The following is a 22,829-nucleotide window of genomic DNA, read 5'->3' as shown; positions in this document are numbered from 1 at the left end:
TGGATCAAACCTGCGGAGAAAAACAACCTGCGTGATCCGCGTCTCTCCCACACCCTGGGTGCATGGACGAACGCCGCACCGTGAAGGTGTCGAAATACCTCTCCAGGCACCTGCGCCACCAGCCCGAGCGCATCGGGCTCACCCCGGACGCGAGCGGCTGGGTCGAGATCGACGCGCTGATCGCCGCGGCCGCGGCCCACGGATTCCGGTTCACCCGCGAGGAGCTGGATCACGTCGTCGCCACGAACGACAAACGGCGCTTCGCGATCGAGGGCGGCAGAATCCGCGCCAGCCAGGGACACAGCATCGAGGTCGACCTCGGCCTGCCCCCGGCGACCCCACCGCCGTACCTCTACCACGGCACGGTCGCCGCGCACCTGGCCGCCATCCGCGCGGAGGGCCTGCGGCCCATGACCCGGCACGCCGTCCACCTCTCGGCCGACCGGGAGACGGCCACCCGCGTCGGCGCCCGCCGGGGCCGCCCCGTGGTGCTGGCCGTCGACGCCGGTGCCATGCACCGCGACGGCCACGTCTTCCACGTCAGCGCCAACGGGGTCTGGCTGACGGCGGCGGTCCCCCCGCGCTACCTGCGGTTTCCCGGCGCCCGCTGAAGGAGTACGGGCCCCGTCTCCCCCGCTCCCCGCGTGGCCCTACGGCCGCGTACCGTGACCGGTTCGTCCGTTGCCGGCGCCGCCGCTTACGCTCGGACGCATGAGTCTGCGTCTGAGCACCGTGATCCTCCCGTACCGCCGCTGGCACGAGGGCGCCCGTGCGGCCTGGGTGCGCGCCGAGCAGCTGGGCTTCCACACGGCGTACACCTACGACCACCTGTCCTGGCGCAGCTTCCGTGACGGCCCCTGGTTCGGCGCGATTCCGACGCTGACGGCGGCCGCGGCGGCCACCGACCGGCTGCGCCTCGGCACGCTGGTCACCTCGCCGAACTTCCGCCACCCGGTGACCCTCGCCAAGGAGCTGATCTCCCTGGACGACATCTCCGGCGGCCGGGTCACCCTCGGCGTCGGCGCGGGCGGTACCGGTTTCGACGCCACCGCGCTCGGCCAGGAGCCGTGGACGCCGCGCGAGCGCGCCGACCGGTTCGCCGAGTTCGTGCCCCTGCTGGACCGGCTGCTCACCGAGGACGCGGTGTCGTACGAGGGCCGGTTCTACTCGGCGCACGAGGCCCGGAACATCCCGGGCTGTGTGCAGCGCCCCCGGCTGCCCTTCGCGGTTGCGGCCACCGGCCCGCGTGGCCTGAGGCTCGCCGCTCGGTACGGCCAGGCGTGGGTGACCACCGGCGACCCGAAGCTGTACGAGAACGGCACGCCGGAGCAGTCCGTCGAGGCCCTGCGCGGGCAGATCGGCAAGCTGTCCGAGGCGTGCGAGGCCGCCGGGCGGGACGTCGCCGGGCTGGACAAGGTCCTGCTCACCGGCTTCACCCCGGACCGCGGTCGGCCGCTCGCGTCCCTGGACGCCTTCGTGGACTTCGCCGGGCGCCACCAGGAGCTGGGCTTCACCGAGATCGTGATCCACTGGCCCATCCCGGACTCCGACTTCGCCGCGGACGAGAAGGTCTTCGAGCGGATCGCCATGGAAGCCCTCGCCCAGCTGGACTGAGCGGGCCGGCATCATGAGCGGGGCTGAGCGTCCCGAGCCGGGCCGACCGTGCCGGACGTCATCTGTGTCTCATCTGTGCGGAGTCGCGCACGGCCGTGCGGGCATATGCGCGAGAATGACCGGGTGACCTCAGCGACCAGACAGCCCGGGACCCCTGCCGCCGCCACGCCCGCGCGGCTGATCGCCACCGACCTCGACGGCACTCTGCTGCGCGATGACAAGTCGGTCTCCCCGCGGACCGTGGCCGCCCTGGCCGCCGCCGAGGAGGCCGGGATCGAGGTCTTCTTCGTCACCGGCCGGCCGGCCCGCTGGATGGACGTGGTCAGCGACCACGTCCACGGCCACGGCCTGGCGATCTGCGGCAACGGCGCCGCCGTGGTCGACCTGCACGGCGGCCCCGGCGCCCACCGGTTCGTGAAGGTCCGCGAACTGTGCCGGGAGAACGCGCTGAAGGCCGTACGGCTGCTGCGCGACGCGGCACCCGGCACGGTCTTCGCGGTCGAGCAGACGTACGGCTTCCACCAGGAACCGGACTATCCCAAGCTGCACATGGAGATACCCGACAACCTCCTGCCCGCCGAGGAACTGCTCGCGCCCGACGGCCCCGACGCCGACCAGCCCGTGCTCAAGATCCTCGCCTACCACCCCTCCCTCGACCCCGACGCCTTCCTCACCCTCGCCCGGCTGGCCGTCGCCGAGCACGCCAACGTCACCCGCTCCAGCCCCAGCGCCCTGCTGGAACTGAGCGGCCCCGGCGTCTCCAAGGCCAGCACCCTCGCCCTGTGCTGCGCCGAGCGCGGCATCTCGCACGAGGAGGTCGTGGCCTTCGGGGACATGCCCAACGACGTCGAGATGCTGACCTGGGCCGGCCAGTCCTACGCGATGGGCAACGCCCACCCGGACGCCATCGCCGCCGCGTCGGGCCGCACGGTCGCCAACAACGACGACGGTGTCGCGGTGGTGATCGAACAACTGCTGGCGGATCGGCGGCGGTAGCCCGCGCCGTCCGGCTCGGCCGGCGCGGTGGGCCGACGGGGTTCCGCCCTGCCGGTGGGCCGTAGGGCCCGGGCGCGATACCTCATCCCATCGCCGGCAGCGACTCCGCCTCGGCCTCCCGGTGTGCCATCTCCCGCAGCGGCCCGTCCTCGGCGATCAGCTCCTCGTACGGCCCCCGCTGCACCACCCGGCCCGCGTCGAGCACGATCACCTCGTCCACCGCGTCCAGCCCCGCCATCCGGTGGGTGATCAGCAGCGTCGTACGTCCCTCCGTGGCGGCCAGAAGATCGGCGGTCAGCGCGTCGGCCGTCGGCAGGTCCAGGTGCTCGGCGGGCTCGTCCAGGACCAGCACGGGGAAACCGGCCAGCAGCGCGCGGGCCAGCGCCAGCCGCTGCCGCTGCCCGCCGGACAACCGCGCCCCGTGCTCGCCGACGAGCGTGTCCAGGCCGTCGGGCAGCGAGTCCACCCAGTCCAGCAGCCGGGCCTGGCCCAGCGCTCCGCGCAGGTCGGCTTCGGTCGCGCCCTTCCTGGCCAGCAGCAGGTTCTCGCGCACCGAGCTGTCGAAGAGGTGCGCGTCCTGCGCGCACAGCCCGACGAGCCGCCGTACGTCGTCACCGGCCAGCGCGCACGCTTCCACACCGGCGAGCGTGTACGAGCCCGCCTCCGGGTCGAGGAACCGCAGCAGCACCTGCGCGAGGGTCGTCTTGCCGGAGCCGGACGCCCCCACCACCGCGACCCGGCGCCCCCGCTCCAGCGTCAGGTCCAGCCCGGTGAGCGCGTCCTGCCGCTGGCCCTCGTACCGCGCGACCACGCCCTTGACGACCACCGGGAACGGCGAGGCGGGCGCCTGACAGGGCGACTCCGGCTCGCGTACCGGCTCGGGGGCGTCCAGCACCTCGTACACGCGCTCCGCGCTGCGCCGCACCCGCTGCCGGTACCGCACGGCGAGCGGCAGCCCGAGTACGGCCTCGAAGGCGGCCAGCGGCGTCAGGACCACCACGGCCATCGCCACGCCGCCCAGCCGGCCGGACGCCACCGCCTGGGCACCGAACACCGCGGTGGCCGTGACGGTCAGCCCGGAGATCAGCGCGGTCAGCCCGTCACCGAGCCCGGTGACGGCGGCGGCCCGCGCCGCGATCCGGGTGAGGGTCCCGTCGGCCCGCCGGACCGCGTCCGTACGGGCCGGCAGCACACCGGCGACGGTCAGCTCGGCCGTGCCGGTGAGCAGGTCGGTCACCCGGGTCGCGAGTACGCCCCGGGCGGGCGCCAGCCGCTGCTCGGTCCGCCGGGCCACGGTCGCGGTCAGCAGGGGGACGCCGGCACCGGCCGCCAGCAGGCCCACCGCGAGGGCGGCGCCGGCCTCGGGCAGCAGCCAGGCCGTGAAGCCGACGGAGGCGGCGCAGACGGTGAGGGCGACTCCGGCGGGAAGCAGCCAGCGCAGCCAGTAGTCCTGGAAGGCGTCCACGTCCGCGACCAGCCGGGTGAGCAGATCACCGCGCCGGGCGCCGCGCAGCCCCGCGGGAGCCAGGCGTTCCAGCCGCCGGTACACCGCCACCCGGGTGTCGGCCAGCATCCGCAGCAGGGCGTCGTGCGACACCAGCCGCTCGGCGTACCGGAACACGGCGCGCCCGATGCCGAAGGCCCGGGTCGCGGTCACCGCCACCATCAGATACAGCACCGGCGGCTGCTGCGAGGCCCGCGAGATGAGCCACCCGGAGGTCGCCATCAACCCGACAGCACTCCCGACCGCCAGACTCCCCAGCCCCAAGGCTCCGGCCAACCGCCCCGACCACCGCCGCCCGTCCCCCCGAACCCGCGCCAGCACACGCCGACTCCGCGCGGGACTCCCCTGCCCCGGGCCACGATCCAGCCCTACGGCCGGTGAACAGACGGACACACCTTCCAGCCCACCGAGCCCAGCCTCCGCCTGTCCACCGAGTCGGGTGGCGGGTGGGCGAGGGTGGGGGTCCAGGGCGTGGAGCCCCCTGGGAGGTCCGCTGTCCCCCGGGCGCCGCACGAGCTCAGCACCTCCCAGCCGTACCACCCTGTCGGCCACCCCCAACAACGCCGGCCGATGCACGACGAGCAACACGGTGCGCCCCACAGCAAGCCTCCGTACCGCAGCGACGACGTCCCCCTCCGTCGCCCCGTCCAACGCAGCCGTCGGCTCGTCCAGCACCAGCACAGGCCGATCAGCGAGGAACGCCCGAGCCAACGCGAGCCGCTGCCGCTGCCCCGCCGACAGCCCCGCCCCGTCCTCCCCGAGCACGGTGTCGGTACCCTCTGGCAGCCCCGCCACGAACTCCCACGCCCCCGCGTCCCGCAGAGCCCGGCGCACAGCATCGTCGTCGGCCTCCGGCCGAGCCAGCCGCACGTTCTCCGCGATCGTCCCGGCGTACAGATGCGGCCGCTGCGGCACCCACGCGATCCGCGACCGCCACTCCGCCAGATCGAGCCCGGCGAGATCCGCGCCCCCGATCCGCACCCGCCCATCGGTGGGCCCCACGAACCCCAGCAGCACGCTCAGCAGCGTCGACTTGCCCGCCCCGCTCGGCCCGACCAGCGCCACGGTCTCCCCGGGCTGAACGGTGAACGACACACCGGTCACCGCATCCGAGGCCCGCCCCGGATAGCGAACGGTGACCCCTTCGAAGGCCACGGCACCCGTAGGCACCGCACCGGTACCCGACACCGGCACCGGCGTCTCCAGCACGCTGAAGATCTCCTCCGCCGCGGCCAGCCCCTCCGCCGCCGCGTGGTACTGCGCCCCCACCTGCCGCAGCGGCAGATAGGCCTCGGGCGCCAGCACCAGGATCACCAGCCCGGTGTAGAGGTCCATCTCGCCGTGCACGAGCCGCATCCCGATCGTCACGGCGACCAGCGCCACGGACAGGGTGGCCAGCAACTCCAGCGCGAAGGAGGAGAGGAAGGCGATCCGCAGGGTCCGCAGGGTGGCCTGCCGGTACTCGCCGGTGATCCGCCGGATGGACGCGGCCTGCGCCTTGGCCCGGCCGAACACCTTCAGCGTGGGCAGCCCCGCGACCACGTCCAGAAAGTGGCCGGACAACCGTGACAGCAACCGCCACTGCCGGTCCATCCGGGACTGGGTCGCCCAGCCGATCAGCATCATGAAGACCGGAATGAGCGGCAGGGTGCCGACGATGATCGCCGCCGAGACCCAGTCCTCGGTGACGATCCGCGCCAGCACCGCAACCGGCACGACCACGGCGAGCCCCAACTGCGGCAGATAGCGGGAGAAATAATCATCCAGGGCGTCGACCCCGCGTGTGGCCAGGGTGACCAGCGAGCCGGTCCGCTGACCGCTCAGCCACCCCGGCCCGAGCGCCGCCGCCCGGTCGAGCAGCCGCCCGCGCAGTTCGGACTTCACGGCCGCGCTCGCACGGTGAGCCGCGAGTTCGGTGAGCCACGCGACAACCGCTCGTCCCACGGCCACGGCGGCCAACAGCAGCAGGGGAGTGCGCAGTTCAGCGGCCGACTGCCCGTGCTGGAACGCTCCGACGACGATCTCGGCCACAAGCATCGCCTGAGCGATGACCAGCCCGGCGCCCACGGCACCCAACCCGATCACCGCCACGAGGAAGAGCCGGGTGGCGCGGGCATACCGCAGAAGGCGTGGATCGATTGGTTTCACGTGAAACAGGCCCTTCGGTCCAGAGGGTGTGTTTCAGGTGAAACACACCCTCGGCGGACTCAGTGCGCGGCGCCGGCAGCAGTGTCGGCAGCGAGGTGCTGCGTGCCGATCCGCTTGCGGAACACCCAGTAGGTCCAGCCCTGGTAGAGCAGGACGACCGGTGTGGCGATCACTGCCAACCACGTCATGATCTTCAGGGTGTACGGGCTTGACGAGGCGTTGGTGACCGTCAGGCTCCAGTCCCCGTTCAGCGTGGACGGCATGACGTTCGGGAAGAGCGACAGGAAGAGCATCGCCACGGCGGCCGTGATGGTGACGCCGGAGAGCGCGAACGCCCACCCCTCGCGCCCCAGCTGGTTGGCCACGAGCGCGGCCACCAGAGCGACGACGGCCGCGATCAGGGCGATCAGGCTCGTGCCGTCACCGCTCTCGGCCTGCGTCCACAGCAGGAAGGCCAGCGCCACGACCGCCGCCACCAGGCCGACCCACCGGGCCAGCTTCCGCGCCCGTACCCGGATGTCCCCGACCGTCTTGAGCGCGGTGAACACCGCCCCGTGGAAGGTGAACAGCGTGAGCGTCACCAGACCGCCGAGCAGCGCATAGCGGTTGAGCAGGTCCCCGACGCTGCCGACGTACTCGAAGTGCCGGTCGATCTTCACACCTCCCACGATGTTCCCGAAGGCCACGCCCCACAGGAACGCCGGGAGCAGCGAGGTCCAGAAGATCGCCGTCTCCCAGTTGCGCTGCCAGGTCTCCTCCGGCCGCTTGGCCCGGTACTCGAAGGCGACACCCCGGACGATCAGGCAGACCAGGATGACCAGGAACGGCAGGTAGAAGCCGGAGAAGAGGGTGGCGTACCACTCCGGGAACGCGGCGAAGGTCGCACCGCCCGCGGTGAGCAGCCACACCTCGTTGCCGTCCCAGACCGGGCCGATCGTGTTGATCAGCACCCGGCGCTCGGGCCGGTTCCGGGCCAGCAGCTTGGTGAGGATGCCGACTCCGAAGTCGAATCCCTCCAGGAAGAAGTAGCCGGTCCACAGGACGGCGATCAGGACGAACCAGACATCGTGAAGTTCCATGGCTGTTCCCTCGGCCTAGTACGAGAAGGCCATCGGCTTGTCGGCGTCACTGGTGTCGCCGCCGATCTTCGTGGGCGGGTTGAGGTCGGCCTCGGTCAGCTCGGGCGGACCGGCCTTGACGTACTTCGCGAGCAGCTTGACCTCGACCACGGCGAGGATCGCGTACAGCGCGGTGAAGACGGCCATCGAGGTCAGGACCTCACCCTGGGAGACGCCGGGGGAGACCGCGTCCCGGGTCCGCAGGACGCCGTAGACGACCCACGGCTGACGGCCCATCTCGGTGAAGATCCAGCCCCAGGAGTTGGCGATCAACGGGAAGGCCATCGTCCAGGTCGCGATGCGCCAGAACCAGGGGCTGAGCTTGGGGCTGAGCGCCTTGCTCTTGAACAGCACCAGGTGCGGAACCTCGTCGTCGGCGACCCGCAGGTGCTGCGGCAGCATGAACTTCTTGCGCGTCAGCCAGAGCCCGGCCAGCCCGATGGCGAAGGAAGCCATACCGAAGCCGATCATCCAGCGGAAGCCCCAGAAGGCGACCGGGATGTTGGGCCGGTAGTCACCGGGCCCGAACTTCTGCTGCTCGGCCTTGTTGACGTCGTTGATGCCGGGCACGTAGGAGGTGAAGTCGTCATTGGCCAGGAAGGACAGCAGGCCCGGGATCTCGATGGCCACGCTGTTGTGGCCCTTGTCCACATCGCCGTAGGCGAAGATCGAGAACGGCGCCGGCTTCTGCCCGTCCCACAGTGCCTCGGCAGCGGCCATCTTCATCGGCTGCTGCTTGAACATCACCTTGCCGAGGGTGTCACCGCTGACCGCGGTGAGCAGACCGGCGATGACCACGGTGACCAGGCCGAGTCGCAGCGAGGTCTTCATCTCGCGGATGTGCTTCTTGCGGGCCAGGTGGTAGGCGGAGATGCCCACCATGAAGGCGCCACCGGTCAGGAAGGCCGCGGAGAGGGTGTGGAAGGCCTGGCTGAGGGCGGTGTTCTGGGTCAGCACGGCCCAGAAGTCGGTCAGCTCGGCCCGCCCCTTCACCTTGTCGATCTTGTAGCCGACCGGGTGCTGCATCCAGGAGTTGGCCGCGAGGATGAAGTACGCCGACAGGATCGTGCCGATCGAGACCATCCATATGCAGGCCAGGTGGATCTTCTTGGGCAGCTTGTCCCAGCCGAAGATCCACAGACCGATGAAGGTGGACTCGAAGAAGAACGCGATCAGCGCCTCGAACGCGAGCGGGGCGCCGAAGATGTCACCGACGAAGCGCGAGTAGTCCGACCAGTTCATGCCGAACTGGAACTCCTGCACGATCCCGGTGACCACGCCCATCGCGATGTTGATCAGGAAGAGCTTGCCCCAGAACTTCGTCGCCCTGAGGTACTTCTCCTTCTCCGTGCGCACCCAGGCCGTCTGCAGCCCGGCCGTCAAGGCGGCCAGGGAGATCGTCAGCGGAACGAACAGGAAGTGGTAGACGGTGGTGATGCCGAACTGCCAGCGCGCCAGTGTCTCCGGCGCCAAAGCCAGGTCCACGTCGTCACTCTCCTTACTACGCCGTGGTACAGCGGCGGTTTGCCCCTCTTTGTTGCCCGCATACGGAGCAAACGGGACGCGCTTGTGAACGCGTTCACATTCACAAGCCATTATGACGCACTGATTTTCGGCCGCGGAAGGGGGGTCCCCCCTTCGCCTTCCCGTCAAGACCTTGGCAGCGACTTCAACATCTTGTTGAATTGCGCGCCATGCAGATACGCATCTCCTGGCCCGCGGGCAACATCACCGCGACCCTCGACGCAAGCACCACGACCGCACAGGCCCTCGCCAAGGCACTGCCCCTCGCTTCGACCGCGCGCACCTGGGGAGAGGAGGTGTATTTCGACACAGGCGTTTCTGTTTCACGTGAAACGGACGCCCGCCAGGTCGTGGAACCGGGCACGGTGGCCTTCTGGACGGACGGCGACGCCCTCGCCCTCCCCTACGGCCCCACGCCGATCTCGCGCGGCGAGGAGTGCCGCCTCGCGAGCCCGTGCAACATCCTCGGCAGCGTGGACGGGGACGCCGGCCTCCTGGCGAGCGTGCGGGACGGCGACCCCATCCGGGTGGAGCTGATCGAGGAGTAGAGCTAGCTGCCGAGCTGGATCTCCTTGCGGAATCCCTCGGCCACCTTCAGGAAGATGTCGTTCGCCTCGGCCTCGCCGACCGTGACCCGCACACCCTCGCCCGGGAACGGCCGGATCACCACACCGTGCTCCTCACAGGCCTGCGCGAACGGGACCGTACGCTCCCCCAGCCGCAGCCACACGAAGTTGGCCTGCGTCTCCGGCACCGTCCAGCCCTGGGACCGCAGCGCGTCGACCACGCGCGTGCGCTCGCACACCAGCGAGCCGACCCGGCCCAGCAGCTCGTCCTCGGCCCGCAACGAGGCGATCGCCGCCTCCTGCGCCAGCTGGCTCACGCCGAACGGCACCGCCGTCTTGCGCAGCGCCGCCGCCACCGGCTCGTGGGCGATCGCGAAACCGACGCGCAGCCCGGCCAGGCCGTAGGCCTTGGAGAAGGTCCGCAGAACGCAGACGTTGGGCCGCTGCCGGTACAGCTCGACACCGTCGGGCACCTCGGGGTCGCGGATGAACTCCCGGTAGGCCTCGTCCAGCACCACCAGCACATCGGCGGGCACCCGGTCGAGGAACCGCTCCAGCTCGGCCCGCCGCACCACCGTGCCCGTCGGGTTGTTGGGATTGCAGACGAAGACCAGTCGCGTCCGGTCGGTGATCGCGTCCGCCATCGCGTCCAGGTCGTGCACATCACCCGGCGTCAGCGGCACCTGCACCGAGCGGGCGCCGCTGATCTGCGTGATGATCGGGTATGCCTCGAACGACCGCCAGGCGTATATCACCTCGTCGCCGGGGCCGCTGGTGGCCTGGATCAGCTGCTGGGCGACCCCTACCGAACCGGTGCCGGTGGCCAGGTGGGAGAGCGGCACACCGAAGCGGTCGGACAGCTCGTTCATCAGCCCGGTGCAGGCCAAGTCCGGGTAACGGTTGAAGTCGCAGGCCGCCGCCGTCACGCTCTCCAGCACGCCGGGCAGCGGCGGGTACGGGTTCTCGTTGGAGGACAGCTTGTAGGCGACCGGGCCGCCGGACGCGGCCGGCTTGCCCGGCTTGTAGGTGGGGATACCCTCCAGCTCGGCGCGCAGCTTGGGGCTCGTCTCGCTCACCGCAGTCCTCCTCGCGACCGCCGGCGGCCCGTCGACACCACCGGCTTCCAATACTGCTCACCTTAAGAGGATTCGGCCCCGCTGCGTACAGGTCCGGGACACCCGGCAGCGCGGGGCACCGCCGCGGGGAGCGGTGGATCTCCCGTCGTCCACCGGCATCAAGGGCATCGGCGTACGAAGGCGTACGTTCCGGGGGGCGCGCCGTACATATATCTATGCGCCGGTGGCTTGCGCCGTGGCGCGCGTCCCTCGTGAAGGTGAGTTGAGACCTCTTCGAGACATCGGGCACTTGGCAGGCCCATCCGCGTCGACAAGTAACGTCCTACTACTGGATCGCTCAACTTCCTTGATTTCTAAGGCAGTTGGCCGCCTTTGACCATGCAGAAACGTGCCTGTCAACGCGTGCATATGCGTCCGCACTACACCACCACATGAGCCCTACTATCGGCTCGCCATGACAGCAGCAGGGAAGCACCAGGTGAGCCGCGCGGAAACCTCACGTCGAGGCAGTCGGCCGGGCCGGGCGGGCATCAGAGACGTCGCCGCCGCCGCCGGGGTCTCCATCACGACCGTGTCCGACGCCCTCAACGGCAAGGGCCGGCTCCCGGATGCCACCCGGCGCCATGTCCGCGAGGTAGCCGACCGGCTGGGGTACCGACCCTCGGCCGCCGCCCGCACTCTCCGTACCGGCAAGTCGGGTCTGATCGGCCTGACCGTGACGACGTACGGGGATGAACCTTTCACCTTCACGGAGTTCGCGTACTTCGCCGAGATGGCCCGGGCCGCCACCTCGGCCGCGCTCGCCCGCGGCTACGCCCTCGTCATCCTGCCCGCGACCTCCCGCCACGACGTCTGGTCCAACGTCGCCCTGGACGGCACGGTCGTCATCGACCCCTCCGACCAGGACCCGGTGGTCAGCGAACTCGTCCGGCAGGGCCTGCCGGTCGTCTCCGACGGCCGCCCGGCCGGCTCGCTCCCCGTCACCGCCTGGGTCGACAACGACCACGAGGCCGCCGTCCTCGGCATCCTCGACCACCTCGCCGACGCCGGCGCCCGCCGCATCGGCCTGCTCACGGGCACCACGACGGACACCTACACCCACCTGTCGACCACCGCCTACCTGCGCTGGTGCGAACGCGTCGGCCAGGATCCGGTCTACGAGGCCTACCCGGCGCACGACCCGTGCGCGGGCGCCGTCGCCGCCGACCGGCTGCTCGCCCGCCCCGACCGGCCCGACGCGGTCTACGGCCTGTTCGACCCCAACGGCACCGACCTGCTCGCCGCCGCCCGCCGCTACGGTCTCCGCGTCCCGGACGACCTGCTGCTGGTCTGCTGCAGCGAGTCCACCGTGTACGCCAGCACCGAGCCGCCCATCAGCACGCTCTCGCTGAAACCGCGCCGTATCGGCACGGCCGTCGTCCAGCTCCTCATCGACGCCATCGAGGGCGTCGAGTCCGACCAGCCGGTCGAGCAGGTGATACCGACCGAACTGATCGTGCGCACCTCGTCCCAGCGGCGGCCTCCGCGCACGACGGTCAGTCCGCCGCGGACGCCGGACGACACGTAGCGCCGCCTGCCGCACCGGCCGGCTCGGGGCCCGGCCGGTGCGGACCGACCGGTGCGGCGCGGGGAGGCGCACCCGGCCGGTCGGGGACGGACAGGCCTCGAAAGCGCCCGGTCGACACTCCGATAGGCCGACAGCCGGTCGAACATCTGCCCAAACGGGGCGAAAGCCGCGGTGAACCGGAGTCTTGTTCCGATTCACCACCCCTGGGTCATCACACGGCGCGACGCGCATTCCTATGATGGGCCCACGACACCGCGGACCGCTGCGACCAGGCAGTCCGAAGCGGTGCAGATGCGGCGCGATGGTGGAGGGGTCTGATGACTCAGGGGGCCGGTCAGGGACCCGAGGCGGAGCGGACGGCGACGCTGCGCGACTTCCGGGTACCCGCGTACGTCCATGAGACCGGTCCGTACGTCCGCAGCATCCACCCCGGCGACGTCGTCCCGCCCGCCGAGGAGGCGTACCCCGAGGGCTACACGCCCACCCAGCGCGACCTGCCCGTCATCAACCGCGGCGACACCGTCCAGGTGCGCGTCGAGCCCACCCCCGCCGCCGCCCCGGCGCCGCAGCCCGCGTCCGGCCCCGGGCCGCTGTACGTCGTCGGTGACGTCCACGGCTACCTGGACGAGCTGGTGGCCGCTCTGCAGGAGCAGGGGCTGATCGACGCCTCGGGCCAGTGGTGCGCCGGCACCACCCGCCTGTGGTTCCTCGGCGACTTCACCGACCGCGGCCCGGACGGCATCGGCGTCATCGACCTGGTCATGCGGCTGTCCGCCGAGGCCGCGGCCGCGGGCGGCTACTGCAAGGCCCTGATGGGCAACCACGAGCTGCTGCTGCTCGGCGCCAAACGGTTCGGCGACACCCCCGTCAACTCCGGCGCGGGCACCGCCACCTTCCAGGCGGCCTGGCTGCTCAACGGCGGCCAGAAGACCGACATGGACCGCCTCCAGGACCACCACCTGCAGTGGATGGCCCGCCTCGACGCCGTCGAGGAGGTCGACGGCTATCTGCTGCTCCACTCCGACACCACCGCCTACCTCGACTACGGCGACTCCATCGAGGCGGTCAACGACACCGTCCGCGAGACGCTGACCCGCAACGACGCCGACGAGGTCTGGGACCTGTTCCGCAAGTTCACCAAGCGCTTCTCCTTCCGCGACGAGGGTGGCGCCGACGCCGTGCGCTCCCTCCTCGATACGTACGGCGGCACCCGGGTCGTTCACGGGCACAGCCCCATTCCCTACCTCCTCGGCGAGGTCGGCTCCGAGGACGGCGAGGAGAGCAGCGGCCCGGTCGTCGAGGGACCGCACATCTACGCCGACGGGCTGGCCATCGCCATGGACGGCGGCGTGACCATGGCCGGAAAGCTGCTGGTCCAACAACTGCCGCTGGACAGCTGACCGTTTGGCGGGCAGGCGTTCCCCCGGCTGCCCGCCGGCCGGCAGGAACGCAATTTCCGGCAATCCCCTGTCAACGCGCGCCGTCACGGCTCTACCATCGGCTTATCCGTCGCAGGCTCCCCTCCGTTTCTGCCCGACGGCTCGCCGGCGTGCGAGCCCCAAGCCCTACGGAGCATCGGGGGATGCACATGAACAGCGTTCCGCAGCACCTGCAGAGCGAGGACCGCCAGGAATTCGAGCGGCTCCTCGATGAGGCGCTGCGCTCCGCACCGCACCGGCCGGAACTGGCCGCCGTCGGCGAACGGCTCAACCTCGAACAACTGCGCACCATGGCACTCAGCGCCTCCGCCCTGATCACGGCAGCCGCGGCGGCCGAGTACCAGCACTACGTCGAACTCCGCGACGAACTGCGCCACCCGGCGCTGTCCGTCCCGCCCACCGTCGGGAACTCCGGTACGACGGGCCCTGATTCGGCCGCAGCGGGCCTCGCCACCTCCCTCGGGGAAGCCGCCGAGAGCACCGGTGCGGGCGCCATCGCGGTCGTCGCCGTCCTGGCTCCCGTCCTCTCCGGAACCGCCGCGGTGATCTTCCTGCTCGTCGGCTACATCCTGAAGATGCTGGACCCCGGGCACACCCTCGCCCGCACCCTGCTCACCACCGGCTGGGTGTTCGGCGCCATCACCGCGGCGGCGATCCTCGTCGCCGCCGTCGGACTGCTGCTCACCGCCCTGCGCAACAGCACCCCGGCTGACGAGCACGCCCGGGACGCGGCCCACGAGGAGCTGGCCAGGGCCCGGGAGGCGTGGCGGGACGCCCTGCTGGAGCGCGGCATCCTGCCCTTCCTCCGGGAGGCGCTCGCCGAGCCCGGCACGACCACCGTGTCCCACCCGGCCCCGCCCGCACCGACCGGCCGCATACCGCGCCTGGGTTACGACCGCCCCGGCTTCAGCAGCCCCGACGACGGCACCGGCTCCGGCCGCCCCAGCTTCACCAGCCCCGACTACACGAGCCCGGACTTCGGCGGCCCCGAACACCAGCCCGAGTGACCCGGCCCCCGAGCCGAGGGGGAACCGGCGCCCCGCGGAGTCCGCGCCTCGCGCGCTGCCTTACGGCGGCTCGGAGACGCAGACCCCTGGGGCCTGCCGCTCAGTCCGCGATCGGCAGGTACACGCGGTTCCCCGCCTCGGCGAACTCCTTCGACTTCTGGGCCATGCCCTCCTCGATCTCGGCCCGACTGCCCCCGTGCTCACGGCGGATGTCCTGCGAGATCTTCATGCTGCAGAACTTCGGCCCGCACATGGAGCAGAAGTGGGCCGTCTTGGCGGGCTCGGCCGGCAGGGTCTCGTCGTGGAACTCCCGTGCCGTGTCCGGGTCCAGGGCGAGGTTGAACTGGTCCTCCCACCGGAACTCGAAGCGGGCGTCGGACAGTGCGTCGTCCCACTCCTGCGCACCGGCGTGCCCCTTGGCGAGATCCGCCGCGTGTGCGGCGATCTTGTAGGTGATGACGCCGGTCTTGACGTCGTCCCGGTTGGGCAGGCCCAGGTGCTCCTTGGGCGTGACGTAGCAGAGCATTGCCGTGCCCCACCAGGCGATCATCGCGGCACCGATGCCAGAGGTGATGTGGTCGTACGCCGGCGCGACGTCCGTGGTCAGCGGACCGAGCGTATAGAACGGAGCTTCATCGCAGATCTCCTGCTGAAGGTCGATGTTCTCCTTGATCTTGTGCATCGGGACGTGTCCCGGGCCCTCGATCATCGTCTGTACATGGAAACGCTTGGCGATCCGGTTGAGTTCCCCGAGCGTCCGCAACTCCGCGAACTGCGCCTCGTCGTTGGCGTCCGCGATCGACCCCGGCCGCAGGCCGTCGCCCAGCGAGTACGTGACGTCGTAGGCGGCGAGGATTTCGCACAGCTCCTCGAAGTTCTCGTACAGGAACGATTCCTTGTGGTGCGCCAGGCACCACGCGGCCATGATCGAGCCGCCGCGCGAGACGATGCCGGTCTTGCGGTTGGCGGTGAGCGGGACGTAAGCCAGCCGGACACCCGCGTGGACGGTCATGTAGTCCACGCCTTGCTCGGCCTGCTCGATGACGGTGTCCTTGTAGATCTCCCAGGTCAGTTCCTCGGCCCTGCCGTCGACCTTCTCCAGGGCCTGGTAGAGCGGCACCGTGCCGATGGGGACGGGGGAGTTGCGCAGGACCCACTCGCGGGTGGTGTGGATGTTGCGGCCGGTGGACAGGTCCATGACCGTGTCGGCGCCCCACCGGGTCGCCCAGGTCATCTTCTCGACCTCCTCCTCGATGGAGGACGTCACCGCGGAGTTGCCGATGTTGGCGTTCACCTTCACCAGGAACCGCTTGCCGATGATCATCGGCTCGATCTCCGGGTGGTTGACGTTGGCCGGCAGCACCGCCCGGCCCGCCGCGATCTCTTCGCGGACCACCTCGGGCGAGACGTTCTCCCGGATGGCCACGTACTCCATCTCGGGCGTGATCTCGCCCCGGCGCGCGTACGCGAGCTGTGTCACCGCCTGGCCGTCGCGGCCCCGGCGCGGCTGGCGCGGACGTCCCGGGAAGACCGCGTCCAGGTTGCGCAGCCCGCCACGCGGTGAGGTGTGCTTGATCCCGTCGTCCTCGGGACGGACCGGACGGCCCGCGTACTCCTCGGTGTCTCCGCGGCCGATGATCCAGTTCTCCCGCAGCGGCGGCAGGCCCCGGCGGACGTCCGTGTCGACGAGCGGATCGGTGTACGGCCCCGAGGTGTCGTACAGCGTGACCGACTGCCCGTTGGTGAGATGCACCTGACGGACCGGCACGCGCAGGTCGGGGCGCGAGCCCTCGACGTACGCCTTGTGCCAGCCGATGGGCTTCCCGGCCTCCTGCGACTTCTCGTCCTGAACGGAGGCAGGCGTGCGTGCGTCCTTGTTGGTCATGAGACCTACTCCCTACGCCGGCATTACCCGGTAACAGGTTCGGCGGTCGACGCAGCGGTGTCCGTCTGCCGAGGCTTCCTGTGGAACATCGGTTGTTCCACGTGAAACATCGCGTGTACGGAGGTCAGCGCCCTCTCAGCCCGGTGCTCCGAGCTCCCGCGTGTGCAAAGGTGGCTCCACGCTAGCGTCATGTGTGGCGCGGTGAACAGTGGGCCCCCACCGTTCTTGCGATGATCGGGCGGTGACCAGGATGGAGCAGTACCCCAATCAGCCGCCCGAGCCGCACCACCGGGACGGCTCGGGCCAGGGCCTCGCCGGCAGTCACGGAGCCCGGGAGGGCAGCCGTGATGACGCCCCTGGGCACGGTCACGCGCACGGCCACAGTCACAGCCACGGACCCGCCGCCCCCGTGTCCCAGCATCTGCGCAAGGTCATCGCGGCGATCCTGGTCCCCTTCACGGCGGCGGTCCTGGTCGGTCTCGTGGTGCTCTGGCCCGGAGCGGCCCCGTCCCACAAGCGCACGGGTGTCGGTTTCGACCGGCAGACCCAGCAGGCCACGGTCACCCGGGTCCTCGAGGTGAGCTGCAAGTCGGTGAACGCCTCCGGTGGCACCCCGACCGGCGACACGTCCACCGCCGAGGGCACGTCCGCGCAGCAACAGGCCGGCGGCACCTGCAAGAAGGCGACCGTCCAAGTCGACACCGGCAAGGACAAGGGCCGTACGTTCACCGAGATCGTGCAGCCGGACCAGACACGGCAGCTGCATCAGGGCGAGAAGGTCGTGGTCGCCTACGAGCCCTCGGCTCCCAGGGAGCTGCAGTACTCGGTGACCGATGTGGACCGCAAGTTCCCCATGGCGCTGCTCGCGGGCATCTTCGCAGTGGCCGTCGTCGTGGTGGGCCGGCTGCGCGGTGTCATGGCCCTGGTCGCCCTGGCCATGAGCTTCCTGGTGCTGACGCTGTTCATCCTGCCGGCGATCCTGGAGGGGGCGAACCCGCTGGTGGTGGCCGTGGTGGGGGCCAGCGCCATCATGCTGATCGCCCTGTACCTGTGCCACGGCCTGTCGGCGCGTACGTCGGTGGCCGTGCTCGGCACGCTGATCTCGCTCTCGCTGATCGGCGTGCTCGGCTCGCTCTTCATCGGCTGGGCGGCGCTGACCGGCAACACGGACGACAACACCGGTTTGATCCACGGCCTGTATCCGTCGATCGACATGAGCGGTCTGCTGCTGGCCGGTGTCATCATCGGTTCGCTCGGCGTCCTGGACGACGTGACGGTGACACAGACCTCGGCCGTCTGGGAGCTGCACGAGGCCAACCCGTCGATGGGCTGGCGCGGCCTGTACCGGGCGGGCATCCGGATCGGCCGCGACCACATCGCGTCCGTGGTCAACACCCTCGTCCTCGCCTACGCCGGTGCGGCCCTGCCGTTGCTGCTGCTGTTCTCGATCGCGCAGAGCAGCGTCGGGACCGTGGCCAACAGTGAGCTGGTGGCGGAGGAGATCGTGCGCACGCTGGTGGGCTCGATCGGGCTGGTCGCCTCGGTCCCGGTCACCACCGCGCTGGCCGCCCTCGTCGTGTCGGCCGACCGGTCCGCCCCGCCCGTCGCGGCAGCCGCCGGGGCGCAGCCCGCGCCGGCACGCGGCGGCCGGGGCCGACGCCGGAAGCGGTGAGCACGGAGGCCCGGAAACGGCGTACGGCACGTGGCGGGCTCCCCGCAGTGCCGCCGGGCGAGCCCGCTGCAGAAGCGTTCCTGCACGGTTCCGTGCGGCACCGCCAAGCGCCCGCCGCCCGTGCCGTAACGCTTCAGCCGGCGCTCTGCTCCTCGGCCAGGATGCGGTCCAGGGCCTCGTCGAGATGAGCGTCGAAGTCGGCCAGAGCACCCTCCTGGCCGAGCGGGACGAGCTTGTCCGTGCGGTCGAGGAAGGCCACGAGCGGTGGCGTCGACGAGCGGAAGAGGGCCTGGTCGCCGCCGACCTGAAGACGGATCAGCACCTCACCCAGCACCTCGGTATCGGTGGGGGCGATGTGCACATCCCCCTCCCCGCACGGACGGCCGACCCCGTCGATCAGCAGCTCCCGCCCGAAGGCCCAGGTCACCGGGGCATCACCGGGCAGATGAAAAGTGAGCCGCACGGCATAGGGATCACTGGTCTCGTAGCGCAACTCCACTGGGATGCGGAAGGAGAGCTCCTCCGACACGAGAAAGCTCATCATGACTTCTGCCTGTACGGACTCACGCATCGCCTACCCCGTCATATGACATCGACTGGCCGGGATTGATCCCTCTGACCGTGGTCAAATCTTGCTGAACGTACACAAGAGATCACAAGGAGTGAGTTTTCAGATACTGATAGAGAGGGTGAGCGCTCCCAGATGCCGCCCGATCTCCGCCTGAAGCCGGTGGGCCGCGGGCAGCAGCCGGTCGGCCTGGTGGGCGGGCAGGGAGATGGCCATGGTGGCCGCGGTGGCACCGACCGTGATCGGGACCGCCGCGCAGACCGTCCCGACGGCGTACTCCTGACGCTCGACCACCGGTCCCATGCGACGCGTCCGGGCCAGCCGCCGTAGCAGCGCGTCGTTGTCCCGCACGGTGTACGGCGTGACGGGCTGCACGGGATACCGGGCGAGATGGTCGCGCCGCGCGTCCTCGTCCAACTGGGAGAGCAGGCACTGGCCGATGGCGTGGGCGTGGCCGGTCTCCCGGAAGTCCGCCCACTCCTCGACCGCGGGCGCCTGACGGGAGGCGGAGACGCACATGACCTCGATCTCGCCGTCCCGGTACATCGCGTAGTACATCGGTACACCGATGGAATCGCGCCAGTGCGCGAGCGTGTCCGCCACCGTGCTGCGACGTTTCTGCTGCGCTCCGCTGCGGCCCAGCCGCTCCGCCGCGTCACCGAGGAAGAACAGCCCCTTCTCACGGCGCAGATAGCCCTCGTGCACCAGGGTGCGCAGCAGGTGGTACGTCGTGGGCAACGCGAGGCCGGTCTCGCGGGCGAGTTGTTTGGCGGGGGCGCCGTACGCGTGGGCGGCGACGGTCTCCAGCAGGCGCATGGCGCGCTGGACGGATCCGATGAGCGTGGCCGGGGGCGCGGCGGCCGTCGGGGGGTCCGGCCGGCCGGCGCAGGGCGGTGGTCCGGAGCGGTCCGCCGGCTGCGGGGCGCCGCCGGAGATGTCCGCCGCGTGGGGCTGGCCGGGGACGGCCACGGGGGCCGGCCGCGGGACGGGGGACGCGCAGGAGCGCGGTGGAGCGGGGGGTGCGTGGGGTTCTGCCGGTGCGGTGTCAACCGTGGCCAAGGGTCACTCCCATAGCGCGAGGGGGGCAGCCCGTGCAGACAAGCACGGAGGGGGTCTGCGCCACCCACGGAGCGGGACCCCGTGGGGAGTTCCGGACTTTAACCGCCCGCCACCGCGCGCAGACGGCTCCCCGGGGAAACTTCCCTCCCCAGAGGGAACCGGTACTCCCGTTCAGGGTGACCGGCTCCCGCGAGACTCACCAGTCGCTGCGGGACGCGGAGCCGGCCATGAACTTGCGCACGACGTAGATCAGTCCGCCGACCAGGGCGACGAAAACCAGCGCCTTGAACAGCAGGCCGATGACGAATCCGACCACGCTCGCTATCAGGCCGCCGAACACGACCAGGGCGATGACCGGCACCGCGACCCACTTCACCCACCACGGCAGTCCCGCGAAGATCTCTCGCATCGCCCTCGTCCTTTGCGTCTCGTTCGTGTCGATGTTCCGCATTCGATGCTAGGGCCGCAGAGGGCCGTTGCGGGGGCCTCGCATCCCTTGCCGTCCCCTGACCTGTCCCCTAGGGAACCCTGAGCTGCGGCCTCACGCCTCCGGCGGAGAGAACACCACGAGCACCCTGAGGTCCTCGCTGATGTGGTGGAACTTGTGGGCGACTCCGGCGGGCACGTACACGACGCTGCCCCGCGCCACCTCGGTCGTCTCCAGACCGACCGTGATCGAGGCCCGGCCGCTGACCACGAAGTACACCTCGTCCTGACCGTGCGGCTTCTGCGAGTCGTGCTCGCCCGCGTTCAGCGCGTACAGGCCGACCGACATGTTCCGCTCACGCAGGAACTGCAGGTAGGCGCCCTCGTTGGCGGCGCGTTCCGCCTCCAGTTCGTCCAGCCGGAATGCCTTCATCGCCGCTGCCGCCCTCGCCTCACTGCTCACTGTTGCTCCGGTCTGCCACGATCAGACACATGATGAATTTCCTAGTCAAGACGATCGCCAACGCGGGCGCCCTGGCGGTCGCGGTATGGCTGCTCGACAAGATCACCCTGACCGGTGACGGCACCGCCAAGAAGGCCGGCACGCTGATCGTCGTCGCATTGATCTTCGGCTTGGTGAACTGGCTGGTCAAGCCGATCCTGAAGGTGCTCACCTTCCCGCTGTTCATCCTGACGCTGGGCCTGATCACCCTGGTCGTGAACGCGCTGATGCTGCTGCTGACCTCCTGGGTGTGCGGCAAGCTCGACCTGAGTTTCCATGTGGAGGGATTCTGGACGGCCGTGCTCGGCGGTCTGATCGTCTCCGTCGTCTCCTGGGCGCTGCACATCGTCCTGCCCGACGAGGACTGACCACGCCATGACCTACCGCGTCTGTTTCGTGTGCACCGGCAACATCTGCCGCTCCCCGATGGCCGAGTCCGTCTTCCGCGCGCGCGTGGCGGAGGCCGGGCTGGAGGACGTGGTGGAGGCCGACAGCGCCGGCACCGGCGGCTGGCACGAGGGCGATCCGGCCGATCCGCGCACCGTCTCGGTCCTGGAGGAGCACGGCTACGACAGCGAGCACACGGCCCGCCAGTTCCTGCCGTCGTGGTTCGCCCGCCTCGACCTCGTGATCGCCCTCGACACCGGACACCTCAGAGCGCTGCGCCGCCTGGCGCCCACCGAGGAGGAAGCGCGCAAGATCCGGCTGCTCCGCTCCTTCGACCCCGCCGCCGGCGACGACCTCGACGTACCGGACCCGTACTACGGGGGCCGGGACGGCTTCGAGGAGTGTCTTGAGATGGTGGAGGCGGCGAGTACCGGTCTGCTCGCCGCCGTACGGGAAGAACTGGAAGGACGGGCCGCATGAGCGACGCCACGAAGGACGAGGGCCGCACCGGCGACGGCACGCGCGCGGTGCGGGCGGGGCTCCCCGAGCCGGTCAAGCACGAGCCGACCCTGCCCGGACCGGTGTTCGCGGCGCACTTCCACCTGCCCGGCGAGGTGACGGGACCGTACTCCTACGGCCGCGACGACAACCCGACCTGGACCCTGCTGGAGCAGGCCGTCAGCGAGCTGGAGGCACCCGGACGGGAGGACGCCGAGACGCTGGTCTTCGCCTCCGGCATGGCGGCGATCTCCGCCGTGCTGTTCTCGCAGCTGCGCGCCGGGGACGCGGTCGTGCTGCCGTCCGACGGCTACCAGGTGCTGCCGCTGGTCGGCGCCCAGCTGGAGGCGTACGGCATCGAGGTGCGCACCGCACCGACCGGCGGTGACGCCCAGCTGGAGGTGCTCGACGGGGCGCGGCTGCTGTGGATCGAGTCCCCGTCGAACCCCGGGCTGGATGTGTGCGACATCCGGCGGCTGGCGGAGGCGGCCCACGCGCGGGGCGCCCTGGTGGCCGTCGACAACACCCTCGCCACCCCTCTCGGGCAGCGTCCGCTGGAGCTGGGCGCCGACTTCTCCGTGGCCAGCGGCACCAAGCAGCTCACCGGGCACGGCGATGTCCTGCTGGGCTACGTCACCGGCCGCGACACCGAGGCGATGGCCGCCGTACGCCGCTGGCGCAAGATCGTCGGCGCGATCTCCGGGCCCATGGAGGCCTGGCTCGCGCACCGGTCCATCGCCACGCTCCAGCTGCGCGTCGACCGGCAGAACGCCACCGCCCTCGCCGTCGCGCAGGCGCTGCGACAGCGTCCCGAGGTCTCCGATCTGCGCTACCCGGGCCTGCCCGACGACCCCTCGCACAAGATCGCCTCGCAGCAGATGCGTCGCTACGGCTGCGTCGTCTCCTTCACCCTGCCCACGCGGGCGCGTGCCGAGCGCTTCCTCGCGGCTCTGCACCTGGTGGAGGACGCCACGAGTTTCGGCGGGGTACGGTCCACCGCCGAGCGCCGCCGCCGCTGGGGCGGGGACGCCGTCCCGGAGGGCTTCATCCGCATGTCCGTCGGCGCGGAGGACCCCGAGGACCTGGTGGCCGACGTACTGCGCGCCCTGGACGAGTCCGCAGGATAAGTGCCTCCGCGGCCGCGCGCCGAGCCCTCGGGACGGTCCGAGCCTCCCCCCTCGTGGCCCGGACCGTCTGCGGCTTTCGTGGATGAAAGACCGCGCGAACAAGGCTAGTTGACTCTGCGTCAGTGTCCAATCACGCTAGCGACAGA

Annotated in this window: 20 protein-coding genes and 1 riboswitch; of the genes, 11 read left to right on the top strand and 9 right to left on the bottom strand. The window is 70.6% G+C overall.

Going from position 1 to position 22,829, the window contains the following annotated elements; all coding sequences use genetic code 11:
• The first annotated feature begins 62 nt into the window (after nt 1–62).
• The 3 genes from ACIP4Y_RS23290 to ACIP4Y_RS23280 all read left to right on the top strand — a co-directional run bounded on the left by ACIP4Y_RS23290 (nt 63) and on the right by ACIP4Y_RS23280 (nt 2,610).
• Nucleotides 63–611, top strand: coding sequence for an RNA 2'-phosphotransferase (locus ACIP4Y_RS23290; protein WP_401396583.1), 549 nt, complete (start codon nt 63–65; stop codon nt 609–611).
• Between the two features lie 100 nt (nt 612–711).
• Entirely contained in the window at nt 712–1,614 is a 903-nt protein-coding gene (locus ACIP4Y_RS23285) for an LLM class flavin-dependent oxidoreductase (protein ID WP_401396580.1), read from the top strand.
• Between the two features lie 105 nt (nt 1,615–1,719).
• Complete coding sequence (locus ACIP4Y_RS23280) at nt 1,720–2,610, top strand: HAD-IIB family hydrolase (protein WP_401396577.1); 891 nt, start codon at nt 1,720–1,722, stop codon at nt 2,608–2,610.
• An 82-nt stretch (nt 2,611–2,692) separates the two neighbouring features.
• On the opposite strand, the gene cydD is transcribed toward ACIP4Y_RS23280, so the two are convergent.
• From cydD to ACIP4Y_RS23265, 3 genes are read right to left on the bottom strand one after another with little or no spacing between them, the layout of a single operon-like run.
• Nucleotides 2,693–6,262, bottom strand: a complete 3,570-nt coding sequence (gene cydD / locus ACIP4Y_RS23275) for a thiol reductant ABC exporter subunit CydD (protein WP_401396573.1) — start codon at nt 6,260–6,262, stop codon at nt 2,693–2,695.
• Nucleotides 6,263–6,321: 59 nt separating this feature from the next.
• Nucleotides 6,322–7,341, bottom strand: a complete 1,020-nt coding sequence (gene cydB / locus ACIP4Y_RS23270) for a cytochrome d ubiquinol oxidase subunit II (RefSeq protein ID WP_401396570.1) — start codon at nt 7,339–7,341, stop codon at nt 6,322–6,324.
• A gap of 15 nt (nt 7,342–7,356) precedes the next feature.
• On the bottom strand, nt 7,357–8,865 hold the full coding sequence (locus tag ACIP4Y_RS23265; protein ID WP_401396567.1) for a cytochrome ubiquinol oxidase subunit I: 1,509 nt from the start codon (nt 8,863–8,865) through the stop codon (nt 7,357–7,359).
• 209 nt (nt 8,866–9,074) lie between these two features.
• On the opposite strand from ACIP4Y_RS23265, the gene ACIP4Y_RS23260 reads away from it, so the two are divergent.
• Nucleotides 9,075–9,452 (top strand): cyclophilin-like fold protein, encoded by a 378-nt coding sequence (locus ACIP4Y_RS23260; protein ID WP_401396564.1) that lies wholly within the window; start codon nt 9,075–9,077, stop codon nt 9,450–9,452.
• A 2-nt stretch (nt 9,453–9,454) separates the two neighbouring features.
• Here the strand turns inward: ACIP4Y_RS23260 and hisC are convergent, their stop codons facing one another.
• Nucleotides 9,455–10,546 (bottom strand): histidinol-phosphate transaminase, encoded by a 1,092-nt coding sequence (gene hisC, locus ACIP4Y_RS23255; RefSeq protein WP_401396561.1) that lies wholly within the window; start codon nt 10,544–10,546, stop codon nt 9,455–9,457.
• 454 nt (nt 10,547–11,000) lie between these two features.
• Between hisC and ACIP4Y_RS23250 the strand changes: the two genes are divergently transcribed.
• The 3 genes from ACIP4Y_RS23250 (at nt 11,001) to ACIP4Y_RS23240 (ending at nt 14,559) form a co-directional block, all read left to right on the top strand.
• Nucleotides 11,001–12,113, top strand: a complete 1,113-nt coding sequence (locus ACIP4Y_RS23250; protein WP_358635691.1) for a LacI family DNA-binding transcriptional regulator — start codon at nt 11,001–11,003, stop codon at nt 12,111–12,113.
• Between the two features lie 317 nt (nt 12,114–12,430).
• Complete coding sequence (locus ACIP4Y_RS23245) at nt 12,431–13,513, top strand: metallophosphoesterase (protein ID WP_401396557.1); 1,083 nt, start codon at nt 12,431–12,433, stop codon at nt 13,511–13,513.
• A gap of 182 nt (nt 13,514–13,695) precedes the next feature.
• A complete protein-coding gene (locus tag ACIP4Y_RS23240) occupies nt 13,696–14,559 on the top strand; it encodes a hypothetical protein (RefSeq protein ID WP_401396554.1) in 864 nt (287 codons plus the stop codon).
• 100 nt (nt 14,560–14,659) lie between these two features.
• Here the strand turns inward: ACIP4Y_RS23240 and thiC are convergent, their stop codons facing one another.
• Nucleotides 14,660–16,444, bottom strand: coding sequence for a phosphomethylpyrimidine synthase ThiC (thiC, locus tag ACIP4Y_RS23235; RefSeq protein ID WP_401396551.1), 1,785 nt, complete (start codon nt 16,442–16,444; stop codon nt 14,660–14,662).
• Nucleotides 16,437–16,614, bottom strand: a riboswitch (TPP riboswitch). It overlaps the preceding gene by 8 nt.
• 80 nt (nt 16,615–16,694) lie before the next feature.
• On the opposite strand from thiC, the gene ACIP4Y_RS23230 reads away from it, so the two are divergent.
• The gene (locus tag ACIP4Y_RS23230) at nt 16,695–18,116 is read left to right on the top strand and encodes a YibE/F family protein (RefSeq protein WP_401397050.1); all 1,422 of its coding nucleotides are present in this window, start codon (nt 16,695–16,697) and stop codon (nt 18,114–18,116) included.
• A 133-nt stretch (nt 18,117–18,249) separates the two neighbouring features.
• Here the strand turns inward: ACIP4Y_RS23230 and ACIP4Y_RS23225 are convergent, their stop codons facing one another.
• From ACIP4Y_RS23225 to ACIP4Y_RS23210, 4 genes are all read right to left on the bottom strand, one after another.
• Nucleotides 18,250–18,687 carry an SsgA family sporulation/cell division regulator gene (locus ACIP4Y_RS23225; RefSeq protein ID WP_358635713.1) on the bottom strand — a complete coding sequence of 146 codons (438 nt, stop codon included), beginning with the start codon at nt 18,685–18,687 and terminating at the stop codon, nt 18,250–18,252.
• A 99-nt stretch (nt 18,688–18,786) separates the two neighbouring features.
• Nucleotides 18,787–19,500: an IclR family transcriptional regulator C-terminal domain-containing protein gene (locus ACIP4Y_RS23220; RefSeq protein WP_358636043.1), complete on the bottom strand. Its 714-nt coding sequence runs from the start codon at nt 19,498–19,500 to the stop codon at nt 18,787–18,789.
• A 439-nt stretch (nt 19,501–19,939) separates the two neighbouring features.
• Nucleotides 19,940–20,152 (bottom strand): DUF5326 family protein, encoded by a 213-nt coding sequence (locus ACIP4Y_RS23215; RefSeq protein ID WP_358635715.1) that lies wholly within the window; start codon nt 20,150–20,152, stop codon nt 19,940–19,942.
• Nucleotides 20,153–20,284: 132 nt separating this feature from the next.
• Nucleotides 20,285–20,602 carry a cupin domain-containing protein gene (locus tag ACIP4Y_RS23210; RefSeq protein WP_401397047.1) on the bottom strand — a complete coding sequence of 106 codons (318 nt, stop codon included), beginning with the start codon at nt 20,600–20,602 and terminating at the stop codon, nt 20,285–20,287.
• A gap of 59 nt (nt 20,603–20,661) precedes the next feature.
• Between ACIP4Y_RS23210 and ACIP4Y_RS23205 the strand changes: the two genes are divergently transcribed.
• From ACIP4Y_RS23205 to ACIP4Y_RS23195, 3 genes are read left to right on the top strand one after another with little or no spacing between them, the layout of a single operon-like run.
• Complete coding sequence (locus tag ACIP4Y_RS23205; RefSeq protein WP_401396546.1) at nt 20,662–21,039, top strand: phage holin family protein; 378 nt, start codon at nt 20,662–20,664, stop codon at nt 21,037–21,039.
• Nucleotides 21,040–21,046: 7 nt separating this feature from the next.
• Nucleotides 21,047–21,538: a low molecular weight protein-tyrosine-phosphatase gene (locus ACIP4Y_RS23200; protein ID WP_401396543.1), complete on the top strand. Its 492-nt coding sequence runs from the start codon at nt 21,047–21,049 to the stop codon at nt 21,536–21,538.
• On the top strand, nt 21,535–22,683 hold the full coding sequence (locus ACIP4Y_RS23195) for a cystathionine gamma-lyase (protein WP_358635721.1): 1,149 nt from the start codon (nt 21,535–21,537) through the stop codon (nt 22,681–22,683). Before ACIP4Y_RS23200 ends, ACIP4Y_RS23195 begins: the two co-directional genes overlap by 4 nt.
• Nucleotides 22,684–22,829 lie beyond the last annotated feature (146 nt).

Source organism: Streptomyces sp. NPDC088810 (assembly GCF_044750305.1).
GTDB lineage: Bacteria > Actinomycetota > Actinomycetes > Streptomycetales > Streptomycetaceae > Streptomyces.
Note: the sequence above shows the minus strand (reverse complement) of the source record. Positions and strands in the feature narration are given on the sequence as shown.